The organism is Saccharopolyspora hattusasensis (assembly GCF_050972075.1).
GTDB lineage: Bacteria > Actinomycetota > Actinomycetes > Mycobacteriales > Pseudonocardiaceae > Saccharopolyspora > Saccharopolyspora hattusasensis.
Genome location: NZ_JBPCDC010000001.1, coordinates 3,554,745 through 3,569,281, shown reverse-complemented (window position 1 = coordinate 3,569,281; position 14,537 = coordinate 3,554,745). Strand labels below are relative to the sequence as shown.

The 14,537-nt window shown below is 66.3% G+C and carries 23 protein-coding genes; all 23 read left to right on the top strand.

Translation table 11 applies throughout. The features are described 5' to 3' along the window. The first annotated feature begins 72 nt into the window (after positions 1-72). The 23 genes from fusA to rplO all read left to right on the top strand — a co-directional run bounded on the left by fusA (position 73) and on the right by rplO (position 14,353). Positions 73-2,175, top strand: coding sequence for an elongation factor G (gene fusA, locus ACRXBZ_RS16500; protein ID WP_433879853.1), 2,103 nt, complete (start codon positions 73-75; stop codon positions 2,173-2,175). 220 nt (positions 2,176-2,395) lie between these two features. Further along, the gene (gene tuf, locus ACRXBZ_RS16495) at positions 2,396-3,589 is read left to right on the top strand and encodes an elongation factor Tu (protein WP_168585506.1); all 1,194 of its coding nucleotides are present in this window, start codon (positions 2,396-2,398) and stop codon (positions 3,587-3,589) included. A gap of 758 nt (positions 3,590-4,347) precedes the next feature. Next, positions 4,348-4,653 carry a 30S ribosomal protein S10 gene (rpsJ, locus tag ACRXBZ_RS16490; protein WP_009948626.1) on the top strand — a complete coding sequence of 102 codons (306 nt, stop codon included), beginning with the start codon at positions 4,348-4,350 and terminating at the stop codon, positions 4,651-4,653. A 35-nt stretch (positions 4,654-4,688) separates the two neighbouring features. Continuing rightward, positions 4,689-5,339, top strand: coding sequence for a 50S ribosomal protein L3 (gene rplC, locus ACRXBZ_RS16485; protein WP_010315426.1), 651 nt, complete (start codon positions 4,689-4,691; stop codon positions 5,337-5,339). Beyond that, positions 5,339-6,022: a 50S ribosomal protein L4 gene (gene rplD, locus ACRXBZ_RS16480; RefSeq protein ID WP_433879852.1), complete on the top strand. Its 684-nt coding sequence runs from the start codon at positions 5,339-5,341 to the stop codon at positions 6,020-6,022. Before rplC ends, rplD begins: the two co-directional genes overlap by 1 nt. After that, entirely contained in the window at positions 6,019-6,318 is a 300-nt protein-coding gene (gene rplW, locus ACRXBZ_RS16475; RefSeq protein ID WP_433879851.1) for a 50S ribosomal protein L23, read from the top strand. The genes rplD and rplW overlap by 4 nt, the downstream gene beginning before the upstream one ends. A 32-nt stretch (positions 6,319-6,350) precedes the next feature. Then, positions 6,351-7,184 carry a 50S ribosomal protein L2 gene (gene rplB / locus ACRXBZ_RS16470; protein WP_010315421.1) on the top strand — a complete coding sequence of 278 codons (834 nt, stop codon included), beginning with the start codon at positions 6,351-6,353 and terminating at the stop codon, positions 7,182-7,184. 18 nt (positions 7,185-7,202) lie between these two features. After that, complete coding sequence (rpsS, locus tag ACRXBZ_RS16465; RefSeq protein WP_010315419.1) at positions 7,203-7,484, top strand: 30S ribosomal protein S19; 282 nt, start codon at positions 7,203-7,205, stop codon at positions 7,482-7,484. 42 nt (positions 7,485-7,526) lie between these two features. Beyond that, positions 7,527-7,946 carry a 50S ribosomal protein L22 gene (gene rplV / locus ACRXBZ_RS16460; protein ID WP_190820745.1) on the top strand — a complete coding sequence of 140 codons (420 nt, stop codon included), beginning with the start codon at positions 7,527-7,529 and terminating at the stop codon, positions 7,944-7,946. After that, positions 7,946-8,812, top strand: a complete 867-nt coding sequence (gene rpsC / locus ACRXBZ_RS16455; protein WP_433879850.1) for a 30S ribosomal protein S3 — start codon at positions 7,946-7,948, stop codon at positions 8,810-8,812. Before rplV ends, rpsC begins: the two co-directional genes overlap by 1 nt. Before the next feature lie 3 nt (positions 8,813-8,815). Then, positions 8,816-9,235: a 50S ribosomal protein L16 gene (rplP, locus tag ACRXBZ_RS16450; protein WP_010315411.1), complete on the top strand. Its 420-nt coding sequence runs from the start codon at positions 8,816-8,818 to the stop codon at positions 9,233-9,235. After that, positions 9,235-9,477 (top strand): 50S ribosomal protein L29, encoded by a 243-nt coding sequence (gene rpmC, locus ACRXBZ_RS16445; protein ID WP_168585501.1) that lies wholly within the window; start codon positions 9,235-9,237, stop codon positions 9,475-9,477. The genes rplP and rpmC overlap by 1 nt, the downstream gene beginning before the upstream one ends. Then, positions 9,474-9,749, top strand: a complete 276-nt coding sequence (rpsQ, locus tag ACRXBZ_RS16440) for a 30S ribosomal protein S17 (protein ID WP_168585500.1) — start codon at positions 9,474-9,476, stop codon at positions 9,747-9,749. Before rpmC ends, rpsQ begins: the two co-directional genes overlap by 4 nt. Before the next feature lie 179 nt (positions 9,750-9,928). Further along, positions 9,929-10,297 (top strand): 50S ribosomal protein L14, encoded by a 369-nt coding sequence (gene rplN / locus ACRXBZ_RS16435; protein ID WP_010315405.1) that lies wholly within the window; start codon positions 9,929-9,931, stop codon positions 10,295-10,297. Next, the gene (rplX, locus tag ACRXBZ_RS16430) at positions 10,297-10,611 is read left to right on the top strand and encodes a 50S ribosomal protein L24 (protein WP_168585499.1); all 315 of its coding nucleotides are present in this window, start codon (positions 10,297-10,299) and stop codon (positions 10,609-10,611) included. The genes rplN and rplX overlap by 1 nt, the downstream gene beginning before the upstream one ends. A 2-nt stretch (positions 10,612-10,613) precedes the next feature. Beyond that, complete coding sequence (rplE, locus tag ACRXBZ_RS16425) at positions 10,614-11,189, top strand: 50S ribosomal protein L5 (RefSeq protein ID WP_168585498.1); 576 nt, start codon at positions 10,614-10,616, stop codon at positions 11,187-11,189. 3 nt (positions 11,190-11,192) lie between these two features. After that, positions 11,193-11,378 (top strand): type Z 30S ribosomal protein S14, encoded by a 186-nt coding sequence (locus tag ACRXBZ_RS16420; protein ID WP_010315398.1) that lies wholly within the window; start codon positions 11,193-11,195, stop codon positions 11,376-11,378. Positions 11,379-11,708: 330 nt separating this feature from the next. Beyond that, positions 11,709-12,107 carry a 30S ribosomal protein S8 gene (rpsH, locus tag ACRXBZ_RS16415; protein ID WP_010315396.1) on the top strand — a complete coding sequence of 133 codons (399 nt, stop codon included), beginning with the start codon at positions 11,709-11,711 and terminating at the stop codon, positions 12,105-12,107. Positions 12,108-12,123: 16 nt separating this feature from the next. After that, positions 12,124-12,663 (top strand): 50S ribosomal protein L6, encoded by a 540-nt coding sequence (gene rplF, locus ACRXBZ_RS16410; RefSeq protein WP_433879849.1) that lies wholly within the window; start codon positions 12,124-12,126, stop codon positions 12,661-12,663. A gap of 2 nt (positions 12,664-12,665) precedes the next feature. After that, on the top strand, positions 12,666-13,067 hold the full coding sequence (rplR, locus tag ACRXBZ_RS16405) for a 50S ribosomal protein L18 (RefSeq protein WP_168585496.1): 402 nt from the start codon (positions 12,666-12,668) through the stop codon (positions 13,065-13,067). 35 nt (positions 13,068-13,102) lie between these two features. Further along, entirely contained in the window at positions 13,103-13,714 is a 612-nt protein-coding gene (gene rpsE, locus ACRXBZ_RS16400; RefSeq protein ID WP_168585495.1) for a 30S ribosomal protein S5, read from the top strand. A 5-nt stretch (positions 13,715-13,719) separates the two neighbouring features. Then, positions 13,720-13,902, top strand: a complete 183-nt coding sequence (gene rpmD / locus ACRXBZ_RS16395; protein WP_168585494.1) for a 50S ribosomal protein L30 — start codon at positions 13,720-13,722, stop codon at positions 13,900-13,902. Position 13,903: 1 nt separating this feature from the next. Then, positions 13,904-14,353 (top strand): 50S ribosomal protein L15, encoded by a 450-nt coding sequence (gene rplO / locus ACRXBZ_RS16390; protein ID WP_168585493.1) that lies wholly within the window; start codon positions 13,904-13,906, stop codon positions 14,351-14,353. Positions 14,354-14,537 lie beyond the last annotated feature (184 nt).

Sequence of the window (14,537 nt, the reverse complement as noted above, 5' to 3'; positions counted from 1 at the left end):
CGCACCGATTCGACAGCTTTGCACCTGTCTAAGGACGTTGCACCAGCTGAACAGGGAACGGGGAAGAAACTCGTGGCACGCGACGTGCTGACAGACCTGACCAAGGTCCGCAACATCGGCATCATGGCCCACATCGATGCGGGCAAGACCACCACGACCGAGCGGATCCTCTACTACACGGGGATCACGTACAAGATCGGCGAGGTGCACGACGGCGCCGCGACGATGGACTGGATGGAAGAGGAGCAGAAGCGGGGTATCACCATTACCGCGGCTGCTACCACGACCTTCTGGGGCGACACCCAGATCAACATCATCGACACCCCGGGCCACGTCGACTTCACGGTCGAGGTGGAGCGGTCGCTGCGCGTCCTGGACGGCGCGGTCGCGGTGTTCGACGGTAAGGAAGGTGTCGAACCGCAGTCCGAGCAGGTCTGGCGTCAGGCGGACAAGTACGACGTCCCGCGTATCTGCTTCGTCAACAAGATGGACAAGCTGGGCGCGGACTTCTACTTCACGGTTCGGACGATCGAGGAACGCCTCCACGCCCGGCCGCTGGTGCTGCAGCTGCCGATCGGCGCCGAGTCCGACTTCCAGGGCGTCATCGACCTGGTCCGGATGAAGGCCCTGACCTGGCGCGGCGAGGTCCAGAAGGGTGAGGACTACGAGGTCGAGGACATCCCGGCCGACCTCGCCGAGCAGGCTGCGGAATACCGCGAGAAGCTGATCGAGGCCGTCGCGGAGTCCGACGACGCTCTGATGGAGGCCTACTTCGGTGGCGAGAAGCTGACCGAGGAGCAGATCAAGAGCGGCATCCGCAAGCTGACCAACAGCCGCGAGGCGTTCCCGGTGCTCTGCGGTACCGCGTTCAAGAACAAGGGTGTCCAGCCGATGCTGGACGCGGTGGTGGACTACCTGCCCTCGCCGCTGGACGTCCCGCCGGTGCAGGGCCTGCTGCCCGACGGTGTGACCCCGGCCGAGCGCAAGCCCAGCATCGACGAGCCGTTCGCCGCGCTGGTGTCCAAGATCGCCGTGCACCCGTTCTTCGGCAAGCTCACCTACGTCCGGGTCTACTCGGGCAAGGTCTCCGCGGGCACCCAGGTCATCAACTCGACCAAGGAGCGCAAGGAGCGCATCGGGAAGATGTTCCAGATGCACTCCAACAAGGAGAACCCGGTCGACGAGATCCAGGCGGGTCACATCTACGCGGTGATCGGCCTGAAGGACACCACCACCGGTGACACCCTCTGCGACCCGGCGAACCCGATCGTGCTGGAGTCGATGACCTTCCCGGCACCGGTCATCGAGGTGGCCATCGAGCCCAAGACGAAGGCCGACCAGGAGAAGCTGTCCACGGCGATCCAGAAGCTCGCCGAGGAAGACCCCACGTTCCAGGTCAAGCTGGACGAGGAAACCGGTCAGACCATCATCAAGGGCATGGGCGAGCTGCACCTCGAGGTGCTCGTCAACCGGATGAAGACCGACTTCAAGGTCGAGGCCAACATCGGCAAGCCGCAGGTGGCCTACCGCGAGACGATTCGCAAGTCGATCGACAAGTACGAGTACACGCACAAGAAGCAGACCGGTGGTTCCGGTCAGTTCGCGCGCGTGATCATCGGCCTGTCGCCGATCGAGCAGACGTCCGAGAGCGCGACCTACGAGTTCGCGAACAAGGTCACCGGTGGGCGCATCCCGCGGGAGTACATCCCGTCGGTGGACCAGGGCGCGCAGGACGCGATGCAGTACGGCGTGCTGGCCGGCTACCCGCTGGTCGGCGTGAAGGTGACCTTGCTCGACGGCCAGTACCACGAGGTCGACTCGTCGGAAATGGCGTTCAAGGTCGCGGGTTCGATGGCGCTGAAGGAAGCCGCTGCGAAGGCCTCCCCGGCGCTGCTCGAACCGATGATGGCGGTCGAGGTGACCACGCCCGAGGACTACATGGGCGATGTCATCGGCGACCTGAACTCCCGCCGTGGCCAGATCCAGGCCATGGAGGAGCGCAGCGGTACCCGCGTCGTCAAGGCTCTCGTGCCGCTGTCGGAGATGTTCGGGTATGTCGGCGACCTGCGGTCCAAGACCCAGGGTCGTGCCAACTACTCGATGGTGTTCGACTCCTACGCCGAGGTTCCGGCGAACGTGGCTAAGGAGATCATCGCCAAGGCAACGGGCGAGTGACCCGCTGCTCGGTCGCGGCCAGCCGGGACCGAGCGGGAGGCAACGCCTCGCGAAGGCGACCGGGGAGCAATCCCCTCCAGTTCGGCGGCGGACGGGCCGCCATCCCGTAAGGACAGTGTTCTTCCGGGATCGGGGGCCCGCTCGTCACCTACCCGACAGGACTCCGCCTGGCACAACAAGTCGTACGGCGGAAAGTTAACAAGTCCAGGAGGACAATCCAGTGGCTAAGGCGAAGTTCGAGAGGGACAAGCCGCACGTCAACATCGGGACCATCGGTCACGTTGACCACGGCAAGACCACGCTCACCGCGGCCATCACCAAGGTTCTGCACGACAAGTACCCGTCGTTGAACCCCTTCACGCCGTTCGACGAGATCGACAAGGCGCCGGAGGAGCGTGAGCGCGGCATCACGATCCAGATCGCGCACGTCGAGTACCAGACCGAGAAGCGCCACTACGCCCACGTGGACGCCCCCGGTCACGCCGACTACGTGAAGAACATGATCACCGGTGCCGCGCAGATGGACGGCGCGATCCTGGTGGTCGCGGCGACCGACGGCCCGATGCCGCAGACCCGCGAGCACGTGCTGCTGGCCCGCCAGGTCGGCGTGCCCTACATCCTGGTCGCGCTGAACAAGGCCGACATGGTCGACGACGAGGAAATCCTCGAGCTCGTCGAGATGGAGGTCCGCGAGCTGCTGTCGGCCCAGGAGTTCCCGGGTGACGACGTGCCGGTGGTCCGCGTTTCCGCGCTGAAGGCGCTGGAGGGCGACGCCGAGTGGGGCGCCAAGATCGTCGAGCTGATGGACGCGGTGGACGAGAACGTCCCGGACCCGGTCCGCGAGATCGAGAAGCCGTTCCTGATGCCGATCGAGGACGTCTTCTCCATCACCGGCCGCGGCACCGTGGTCACCGGCCGCATCGAGCGCGGTGTCGTCAAGGTGAACGAGGAGGTGGAGATGGTCGGCATCAAGGAGAAGCCGATCAAGACCACCGTCACCGGTGTCGAGATGTTCCGCAAGCTGCTCGACGAGGGCCAGGCGGGTGACAACGTCGGTCTGCTGATTCGCGGTATCAAGCGCGAAGAGGTCGAGCGCGGCATGGTCGTCGTGAAGCCCGGCACCACCACCCCGCACACCGACTTCGATGCTCAGGTGTACATCCTGTCCAAGGACGAGGGTGGCCGGCACACGCCGTTCTTCAACAACTACCGGCCGCAGTTCTACTTCCGCACCACCGACGTGACCGGTGTGGTGACCCTCCCCGAGGGCACCGAGATGGTCATGCCGGGCGACAACACCGAGATGACGGTCGCCCTGATCCAGCCGATCGCGATGGACGAAGGTCTGCGCTTCGCGATCCGCGAGGGTGGCCGCACCGTCGGCGCCGGTCGCGTCACCAAGATCATCAAGTGACGTGACGAGGGCCCGCCCCCGAACCTTCGGGGGCGGGCCCTCTTGCTTTTCGATGACAACCTGCCGAGGGTTTCGTCTTTGAAGCGCCGGAGGCGCTTAGCCCACCCTCGCAACTTGCACCGCCGCGGGTTCTCAACAGTGCTTTGCGGGGGCACCCCGCACCCTGAGCGATCTGGCGAGGACAGCCCCGATGCCGCGTATTGGTCATACGTAAGTCGGGGATCCCGGAGACCAGACGGCGTCTGAGGTTCCGCTACCCGCACCGCCACGCAGGGTGAGTCCGGAGACAGTTTGGACCCCCGGTTTGGGCTGGATAAACGGGTATGGCATCCTGTATGGGTTGCTCGTTCAGGGCGGCCGGGTTTTGAACCGACCGAATTCGAGAAGGTTCGAAGCTCCGGCCGCCTTGCTGCGAGGGCCTCGCGCCCTTGTTCCGGTTCAGGACTGTTCTCAGACGGTGCTGATGCCGCCGGATTCCCGGTGGCGGGCCGAACAGGGCACAAGAAGGTGTACGGGCCGCAAGGCTCACCCCGTCGGCGACGTTCGCGGGGACCGGTATGCGGTAGCTGGGCGACACGCCCGACCGCGGGTACCGGGCACCAGATACCTGAACAGGGGCGGACTGAGAGCTGTGGCGCCTCCCGGCATCGGGACGACACAAGGCTGAGGCCGCGTGGGGCACCACCGCCCGCGAGGGTGCGGTGCACCCGCACCCAAGACGAAACCGCGGCACGAGACTAGAGGAACGGCAAGCCACTATGGCGGGACAGAAGATCCGCATCCGGCTCAAGGCCTACGACCACGAGGCGATCGACGCGTCCGCGCGCAAGATCGTCGAGACCGTGACGCGCACCGGCGCTCGGGTCGTCGGGCCGGTGCCGCTGCCCACGGAGAAGAACGTCTACTGCGTCATCCGCTCCCCGCACAAGTACAAGGACTCGCGGGAGCACTTCGAGATGCGGACGCACAAGCGGCTCATCGACATCCTCGAACCGACGCCGAAGACGGTTGACGCGCTGATGCGCATCGACCTGCCGGCCAGCGTCGACGTGAACATCCAGTAAGCGCGGCGACGAGGTAGCTGGAGAGAACGAGACCTATGTCTGACAGGCAGATCAAGGGGATTCTGGGCACCAAGCTCGGCATGACCCAGGTCTTCGACGACCAGAACCGGATTGTCCCGGTGACGGTCGTGCAGGCCGGGCCGAACGTGGTAACCCAGATTCGGACCCCCGAGAAAGACGGCTACTCGGCCGTGCAGCTGGCGTTCGGCGCCATCGACCCGCGCAAGGTGAACAAGCCGCGGAGCGGCCACTTCACCAAGGCCGGCGTCACCCCGCGCCGCCACGTCGTGGAGCTGCGCACCGCGGACGCCGGTGAGTACGAGCTGGGCCAGGAGATCGGCGCGGACGTCTTCGAGGCGGGCGCGGTGGTCGACGTGGTCGGCACCAGCAAGGGCAAGGGCTTCGCGGGCACCATCAAGCGGCACGGTTTCCGCAGCCAGGGTGCCAGCCACGGTACCCAGGCGGTGCACCGCAAGCCGGGCTCCATCGGTGGCTGCGCCACCCCGGGCCGCGTGTTCAAGGGCATGCGGATGGCCGGGCGGATGGGCTCGGACCGCGTCACCACCCAGAACCTGAAGGTTCACAAGGTGGAGTCGGAGACCGGCCTGCTGCTGATCAAGGGCGCCGTCCCCGGTCCCAAGGGCGGCCTGGTCCTGGTTAAGAGTCCTGCGAAGGGTGGTGCGTGATGAGCCTGACGCTCGACGTCCGTACCCCGGACGGTAAGACCGACGGCACCGTCGAACTGCCCGCCGAGATCTTCGACGTGCAGGCGAACGTGGCCCTGATGCACCAGGTCGTGGTGGCCCAGCTGGCCGCTGCGCGCCAGGGCACCCACTCCACCAAGACGCGCGGCATGGTGTCCGGCGGCGGCCGGAAGCCGTACCGCCAGAAGGGCACCGGCAACGCCCGGCAGGGCTCCATCCGGGCCCCGCAGTTCACCGGCGGTGGCGTCGTCCACGGGCCGCAGCCGCGGGACTACTCCCAGCGGACCCCGAAGAAGATGAAGGTCGCAGCCCTGCGCGGTGCCCTCTCCGACCGGGTTCGCGCCGGCCAGCTGCACGTGGTCACCGGCGTGGTCGGCGGCGAGACGCCGTCCACCAAGTCGGCGAAGACCGCGCTGCGCAACTGGACCGAGGCCAAGAAGGTTCTGGTCGTGCTCAACCGCCACGAGGAGGAGAACTCGTGGCTGAGCCTGCGGAACCTGCAGAACGTGCACCTGATCGACCCGGGCCAGCTGAACACCTACGACGTCCTCAACAGCGATGACGTGGTGTTCACCAAGTCCGCGTTCGAGCGTTTCGTCGCGGGCCCCGTCAAGGGCCGGTCGGTCAAGGCCGCCGCGTCTTCCGCAGAGGAGGCACAGCAGTGAGCGCCGACCCGCGAGACATCATCCTTGCGCCGGTGATCTCCGAGAAGAGCTACGGGCTGCTCGAACAGGGGCAGTACACCTTCCTGGTGGACCCGCGCTCGAACAAGACCGAGATCAAGATCGCGGTCGAGAAGATCTTCGGCGTCAAGGTGACCAGCGTCAACACGATCAACCGCAACGGCAAGCGCAAGCGTTCCCGGTCCGGGTTCGGCAAGCGCAAAGACACCAAGCGGGCGATCGTCACCCTGTCGCCGGAGAGCAAGCCGATCGAGATCTTCGGCGGACCGGCCGCCTGACCGGTGCTGATTAGGACGAGGTTGCGTTAACAATGGGCATTCGCAAGTACAAGCCGACGACGCCGGGCCGTCGTGGCGCGAGCGTGTCCGACTTCGCCGAGATCACCCGGTCGGAGCCGGAGAAGTCGTTGGTGCGTCCGCTGAACAAGAAGGCGGGCCGCAACGCTCAGGGCAAGATCACCACGCGGCACAAGGGTGGCGGTCACAAGCGGGCTTACCGCGTGATCGACTTCCGCCGCAACGACAAGGACGGTGTGCCGGCCAAGGTCGCGCACATCGAGTACGACCCGAACCGCAGCGCTCGGATCGCGCTCCTGCACTACGCCGATGGCGAGAAGCGCTACATCATCGCGCCGAACAACATCAAGCAGGGCGACGCCATCGAGAGCGGTGCGCGTGCGGACATCAAGCCGGGTAACAACCTGCCGCTGCGCAATATCCCGACCGGCACCGTGATCCACGCGATCGAGCTCCGCCCCGGTGGCGGCGCCAAGATCGCGCGGTCCGCCGGCGCCAGGGTGCAGCTGGTGGCCAAGGACGGCCCGTACGCCCAGCTGCGGATGCCCTCGGGCGAAATCCGCAACGTGGACGCGCGGTGCCGGGCCACCGTCGGCGAGGTCGGCAACTCCGAGCACGCCAACATCAACTGGGGCAAGGCCGGCCGCATGCGGTGGAAGGGCAAGCGCCCGACCGTCCGCGGTGTCGTGATGAACCCGGTGGACCACCCGCACGGTGGTGGTGAGGGCAAGACCTCCGGTGGTCGTCACCCGGTCAACCCGAAGGGCAAGCCGGAGGGTCGCACCCGCCGCCGCAAGCCCAGTGACAAGCTCATCGTCCGCCGTCGCCGTACTGGCAAGAAGCGCTGAGCAGGGAGGTAAGCAAACATGCCACGCAGCCTGAAGAAGGGCCCGTTCGTGGACGACCACCTGCTCAAGAAGGTGGACGTGCTTAACGAGTCGGGCAAGAAGACCGTGATCAAGACCTGGTCCCGCCGGTCGACGATCATCCCGGACATGCTGGGCCACACCTTCGCGGTGCACGACGGTCGCAAGCACGTCCCGGTGTTCGTCACCGAGTCGATGGTCGGGCACAAGCTGGGCGAATTCGCCCCGACCCGCACCTTCAAGGGCCACGTCAAGGAAGACCGGAAGTCGCGCCGCCGCTGAGCGGGTCTGTGACACGAACGAGTAAGAGCAAGGGGTAGCAGGATGACAGCCCGTTCCGACGACACTGCCGCGGAGGAGACCCCGCGCGCAGTGGCGCGGGCCCGGTTCGTCCGCGTGTCGCCGATGAAGGCGCGGCGCGTGGTCGAGCTCATCAAGGGCCGGAGCGCCAGCGATGCCCTGGCCGTGCTTCAGTTCGCGCCGCAGACCGCCAGCGGTCCGGTGTCGAAGGTGCTCGCCAGTGCGATCGCCAACGCGGAGAACAACCTTTCCCTCGACCCCGAGACGCTGTGGGTGCACCACGCGTACGTGGACGAGGGGCCGACGTTGAAGCGGTTCCGGCCGCGCGCGCAGGGCCGTGCGTACCGGATCCGGAAGCGGACAAGCCACATCACGGTCGAGATCGAGTCTCGGCCGAGGGCGGCGACCAAGTCCCGAAAGAGCCAGAAGGGGAGTGCCCGGTAGTGGGTCAGAAGATCAACCCGCACGGCTTCCGACTCGGCATCACCACGGACTGGAAGTCTCGCTGGTACGCCGACAAGCAGTACTCGGAGTACGTCGCGGAGGACGTCAAGATCCGCCGGCAGCTGTCTCGCGGCATGGAGCGCGCTGGGATCTCGAAGGTTGAGATCGAGCGCACCCGCGAGCGGGTCCGCGTGGACATTCACACCGCCCGGCCGGGCATCGTCATCGGCCGCCGCGGTGCCGAGGCGGACCGCATCCGCGGTTCGCTGGAGAAGCTGACCGGCAAGCAGGTTCAGCTCAACATCCTCGAGGTCAAGAACCCCGAGGCGGACGCCCAGCTGGTCGCGCAGGGCGTGGCCGAGCAGCTGTCCAACCGCGTGTCCTTCCGGCGCGCGATGCGCAAGGCCATCCAGTCGGCCATGCGCTCGTCGCAGGTCAAGGGCATCCGGGTGCAGTGCTCGGGTCGCCTGGGCGGCGCGGAGATGTCCCGCTCGGAGTTCTACCGCGAGGGCCGGGTTCCGCTGCACACGCTGCGCGCGGACATCGACTACGGCTTCTTCGAGGCCCGCACCACCTTCGGCCGCATTGGCGTCAAGGTGTGGATCTACAAGGGCGAGCTGGTCGGTGGCCTGAAGCAGAAGCAAGAGCAGTCCGAGGTCCGTCCGCCGCGCGGTGGTGGCGATCGTGGCGACCGCGGCGAGCGTGGCGAGCGCGGCGAGCGCGGTGGCCGTTCCGACCGCGGTGGTCGTCGCCGGGGTGCCGGTGGCGCGGACCGCGCTGCAGCTGACAAGTCCGCCAAGGCCGAGAAGGCCGCGGAGGGCGAGCAGCCGCAGGCTGCTGCGGCTGAAGAGAAGACGGAGGGCTGAGACGTGCTCGTCCCACGCAGGGTGAAGTGGCGTAAGAGCCACGCGCCGAAGCGTACGGGCTTCGCCAAGGGTGGCACCCGGATCAACTTCGGCGAGTACGGCATTCAGGCGATCGAGCACGGCTACGTGACCAACCGGCAGATCGAGTCGGCCCGTATCGCGATCACCCGGCACGTCAAGCGTGGCGGCAAGGTGTGGATCAACATCTTCCCGGACCGCCCGCTGACCAAGAAGCCGGCCGAAACCCGTCAGGGTTCCGGTAAGGGTTCGCCGGAGTCCTGGGTCGCCAACGTCAAGCCCGGACGCATCATGTTCGAGCTGACCTTCCCGAACGAGAAGACGGCGATCGAGGCGCTGACCCGTGCGGCGCACAAGCTCCCGATGAAGTGCAAGATCGTGTCCCGCGAGGGTGGTGACTTCTGATGGCAGCGGGTGTCACCGCATCCGAGCTCCGCGAACTCAACGAGGAGGAGCTCGCCCAGCGGCTGAAGGAGGCGAAGGAGGAGCTGTTCAACCTCCGCTTCCAGATGGCCACGGGTCAGCTGCAGAACAACCGGCGGCTGCGCGTCGTCCGCCAGGACATCGCCCGGATCTACACCATCATGCGCGAGCGCGAATTGGGCCTGACGGTTTCCCCCGAAGGCGCTGAGGAGGGCGCGGCATGAGTGAGAAAGGACAGGGCGTGGAGCGCAACCGTCGCAAGATGCGCGAGGGCTACGTCGTCTCGGACAAGATGGACAAGACGATCGTGGTCGCCCTCGAAGACCGCAAGAAGCACGCCCTCTACGGCAAGGTCATGCGGCAGACCAGCAAGGTCAAGGTGCACGACGAGGCCAACACGGCCGGTGTCGGCGACCGCGTGCTGCTGATGGAGACCCGACCGCTGTCGGCCACCAAGCGCTGGCGGCTCGTCGAGGTCGTCGAGAAGGCCAAGTAAAACTGAACGGTCGCGGCTGGCTGACCGCTGCGGGACATCGATGCCCGGGCAATGCCGGGAATTCTCCCAGCGGTCGGCCGGTTCGCGTGCCGGAAGTTGACCGCGCGCGTCAGGTCGGAAATTTGGCGCGCCAGAGTGTGCTCGGGCCAGATCCGAGTACTTAGGGTCAGGAGTCAGACGTGATCCAGCAGGAGTCGCGACTGCGTGTCGCCGACAACACCGGGGCCAAGGAGATCCTCACGATCCGTGTCCTCGGTGGGTCGGGTCGGCGGTACGCGGGCCTCGGGGACATCATCGTGGCGACCGTCAAGGAAGCCATCCCCGGTGCCGGAGTCAAGAAGGGCGATGTGGTCAAGGCCGTCATCGTCCGCCAGAAGAAGGAAAAGCGTCGCGCGGATGGTTCCTACATCCGGTTCGACGAGAACGCCGCGGTGCTGGTCAAGCCCGGTGGCGAGCCCCGGGGTACCCGTATCTTCGGGCCGGTCGCCCGCGAGCTGCGCGACAAGAAGTTCATGAAGATCATCTCGCTCGCGCCGGAGGTTTTGTGATGAAAATCAAGAAAGGCGACACGGTCGTCGTCATCTCCGGCAAAGACAAGGGCGCCAAGGGCAAGGTCATCAAGGCCATGCCGCAGGAGCAGCGCGTGCTGGTCGAGGGTGTCAACCGGATCAAGAAGCACACCAAGGTCTCCCGGACCGAGCGTGGCGCGCAGTCCGGCGGCATCGTCACCCAGGAAGCGTCGATCCACGTGAGCAACGTGATGGTCGTGGACTCCGATGGCAAGCCCGCCCGGGTCGGCTACCGCATCGGTGAGGACGGCAAGAAGGTTCGCATCTCTCGTCGTAACGGTAAGGACATCTGATCATGACTACCTTGGAAAAAGGCGCTGAGAAGATTGTCCCGCGGCTGAAGACCCGTTACCGCGAGGAGATCCGCCAGGCGCTCAACGAGGAGTTCAACTACTCCAACGTGATGCAGACGCCCGGCGTGGTCAAGGTCGTGGTCAACATGGGTGTTGGCGACGCCGCTCGGGACAGCAAGCTGATCGAGGGCGCGGTCCGCGACCTGTCGATCATCACCGGTCAGAAGCCGGAGATCCGCAAGGCCCGCAAGTCCATCGCGCAGTTCAAGCTCCGCGAGGGCATGCCGATCGGTGCGCGGGTCACCCTGCGCGGCGACCGGATGTGGGAGTTCCTGGACCGCCTGGTCACCATCGCGCTGCCGCGAATCCGCGACTTCCGCGGGTTGTCGCCGAAGCAGTTCGACGGCAAGGGCAACTACACGTTCGGCCTCAACGAGCAGTCGATGTTCCACGAGATCAACCCGGACAACATCGACCGCCCGCGTGGCATGGACATCACCGTCGTTACCACGGCCACCAACAATGAGGAAGGCCGGGCGCTGCTGAAGCACCTGGGCTTCCCGTTCAAGGAGAACTGAGCGATGGCCAAGAAGGCGCTGGTTATCAAGGCGGCGCGCAAGCCGAAGTTCAACGTCCGCGGCTACACCCGCTGCCAGCGCTGCGGTCGGCCGCGTGCGGTGTTCCGCAAGTTCGGGCTATGCCGGGTGTGCTTCCGCGAGATGGCGCACGCGGGCGAACTGCCCGGCGTGAGCAAGTCTTCCTGGTGACTGCCCGCCTGCTGCGGGGATGCCGGCTCCCGGTACCCTCAGCAGGCCTACCAGGGCTGATGCCCACGCTCCGCGGCGAACGCCGTGCTTGCACGTGAAATACTGTGTCGGTAGATACCAATCCGACCGAAAGTGTCGTTGAAGGCCAAACGTAGCTCGGCCGCCGGTCGTGCAGGCTGACTTGCTTTCGGTCTCCTTGGTACAAGGGACCCGGCTGCTCGGCCGGGAAACCCCGAACTTCGTCCAGGCCAGGGCCCAGACGGCCACCCGGATCCCGGGTGGTGCGCGGTCGGGGCCCATCGGAACCAGACGAGAAAGGTTGAGCAGGTCATGACGATGACCGATCCGATCGCAGACATGCTGACGCGTCTGCGCAACGGAAACTCGGCATACCACGACGAGGTCGTGATGCCGCACTCCAAGCTGAAGGCGAACATCGCCGAGATCCTCAAGCGGGAGGGCTACGTGTCCGGCTCCCGCGTCGAAGAGGGCGAGAACTGCAAGCAGCTCGTCGTCGAGCTCAAGTACGGCCCGAACCGCGAGCGGAGCATCGCGGGCCTGCGCCGGGTCTCGAAGCCCGGCCTGCGGGTCTACGCCAAGTCCACCAACCTTCCCAAGGTGCTGGGTGGCCTGGGCGTCGCGATCATCTCGACCTCCGGCGGTCTGCTGACCGACCGGCAGGCCATGAAGAAGGGCGTGGGCGGGGAAGTCCTCGCCTACGTCTGGTAAGGGAGGAGGAGCGGCAATGTCGCGCATTGGAAAACTGCCGATCACCGTCCCCTCCGGCGTCGAGGTGACCATCGACGGCCCGGCGGTGAACGTGAAGGGCCCCAAGGGCAGCCTGCAGCACCAGGTCGCCGAGCCGATCGTCGTCGAGCGGGACGAGGACGGTTCGATCCTGGTGAAGCGCCCCAACGACGAGCGGGAAAGCCGTTCGCTGCACGGGCTCACCCGGACGCTGGTCAACAACATGGTGATCGGTGTCAGCCAGGGTTACCAGAAGAACCTGGAGATCCACGGCGTCGGTTACCGCGTGCTGCAGAAGGGGTCGAACCTGGAGTTCGCCCTCGGCTACAGCCACCCCATCGTGATCGAACCGCCGGAAGGCATCCAGTTCGTCGTAGATGGTCCGACCAAGCTGTCGGTCAAGGGCATTGACAAGCAGCTGGTCGGCGAGATCGCGGCCAGGATTCGCAAGTTGCGCAAGCCCGACCCGTACAAGGGCAAGGGTGTCCGCTACGCAGGTGAGATCATCCGCCGCAAGGTCGGGAAGACGGGTAAGTGACCATGAGCGAGACGACAGCTACCAAGCGTAAGCCGGTGGGCAAGGACCTCTCGACCAAGCGTCGGCTTGCCCGTGCCAAGCGGCACACGCGCATCCGCAAGAAGATCGTTGGCACCGCCGAGCGTCCGCGTCTGGTCGTGACCCGGTCGCTGCGCAACATCGTCGCGCAGGTCATCGACGACACCAAGGGCCACACCCTGGTCTCGGCTTCCAGCCTGGAAACCGATGTCCGGGCCGTCGAGGGCGACAAGAAGGCCAAGGCCACCAAGGTCGGCGAGCTCGTTGCGGCCCGTGCCAAGGACGCCGGCATCGACAAGGTCGTGTTCGACCGCGGCGGTAACGCCTACCACGGTCGGGTGGCCGCGCTGGCCGACGCCGCCCGTGACGGCGGACTGGAGTTCTGACAAGTGGGTAAGAACGAGAACGGAAGGGACGCCTGATGCCTGGACGCACTCGGCGTGAGGGCGGGGAGTCCGGCGGCAAGGACCGCCGGGACCGCCGCGACGGCGGCCGTGGCGGGGCGGCCCAAGAGAAGACCCCGCAGTTCGAACGCGTCGTGACCATCAACCGCGTCGCGAAGGTCGTCAAGGGTGGCCGGCGGTTCAGCTTCACCGCGCTGGTCGTCGTCGGCGACGGGGACGGCATGGTCGGTGTCGGTTACGGCAAGGCCAAGGAAGTTCCGGCGGCGATCGCCAAGGGCGTCGAGGAGGCGAAGAAGAACTTCTTCCGCGTCCCGCGCCTGGGCGGCACCATCACCCACCCGGTGCAGGGCGAGGACGCCGCGGGCGTCGTGCTGCTGCGTCCGGCCAGCGCCGGTACCGGTGTCATCGCCGGTGGCCCGGTTCGCGCGGTGCTGGAGTGCGCCGGTGTCCACGACGTGCTGAGCAAGTCGCTGGGCAGCGACAACCCGATCAACATCGTGCACGCCACGGTCGCCGCGCTGAAGCTGCTGCAGCGTCCGGAGGAGGTCGCGGCTCGTCGCGGCCTGCCCTTGGAGGACGTCGCCCCGGCGTTCATCCTGCGTGCCCGTGCGGCGCAGCAGGGGGCCTGATCGACATGGCACAGCTGAAGATCACCCAGGTTCGCGGGCTGGTCGGCACCAAGCAGAACCAGCGCGACAGCATGCGCTCCCTCGGGCTGCGCAAGATCCGTCAGTCCGTGGTGCGTCCGGATGACTCCAACGTGCGCGGCATGATCAACGCCGTCCGTCACCTGGTGACGGTCGAGGAGGTCGACTGACATGGTCATCAAACTGCACGACTTGCGTCCGGCCCCCGGTGCGAAGCGCGACAAGGTCCGCGTCGGCCGTGGTGAGGGCTCCAAGGGCAAGACCGCCGGTCGCGGTACCAAGGGCACCAAGGCCCGCAAGAACGTCTCCCCCCGCTTCGAGGGCGGGCAGATGCCGATCCACATGCGGCTCCCGAAGCTGAAGGGCTTCAAGAACCGCTTCCGCACCGAGTACCAGGGTGTGAACATCGGTCGGCTGGCCCAGGCGTTCCCGGAGGGCGGCACCGTCGGCATCGACGAGCTGGTCGCCAAGGGCCTGGTCAAGAAGAACGAGCTGGCCAAGATCCTCGGCGACGGGGATCTGGAGGGCATCAAGCTGGAGGTGACCGCGCACGCGTTCACCGGCAGCGCCCAGGAGAAGATCACCGCTGCGGGTGGTTCGGTCACCAAACTGGACCGCTGACAACGGTTTTCCAACCGAGGGCCGGGCGACGGGAAGTCGCCCGGCCCTCGGCCTTTTCCCGATCAGGTGAAGACTGGAGAGCGCCTTCGACCGGTGCAGTCGGTCGAAGGCGCCCTCCATCCGCAACCCGATCGTTTCGGTGTACCCGGGAATTGGTGGTTCCCGGTCGGCCGCGTGATCGAAT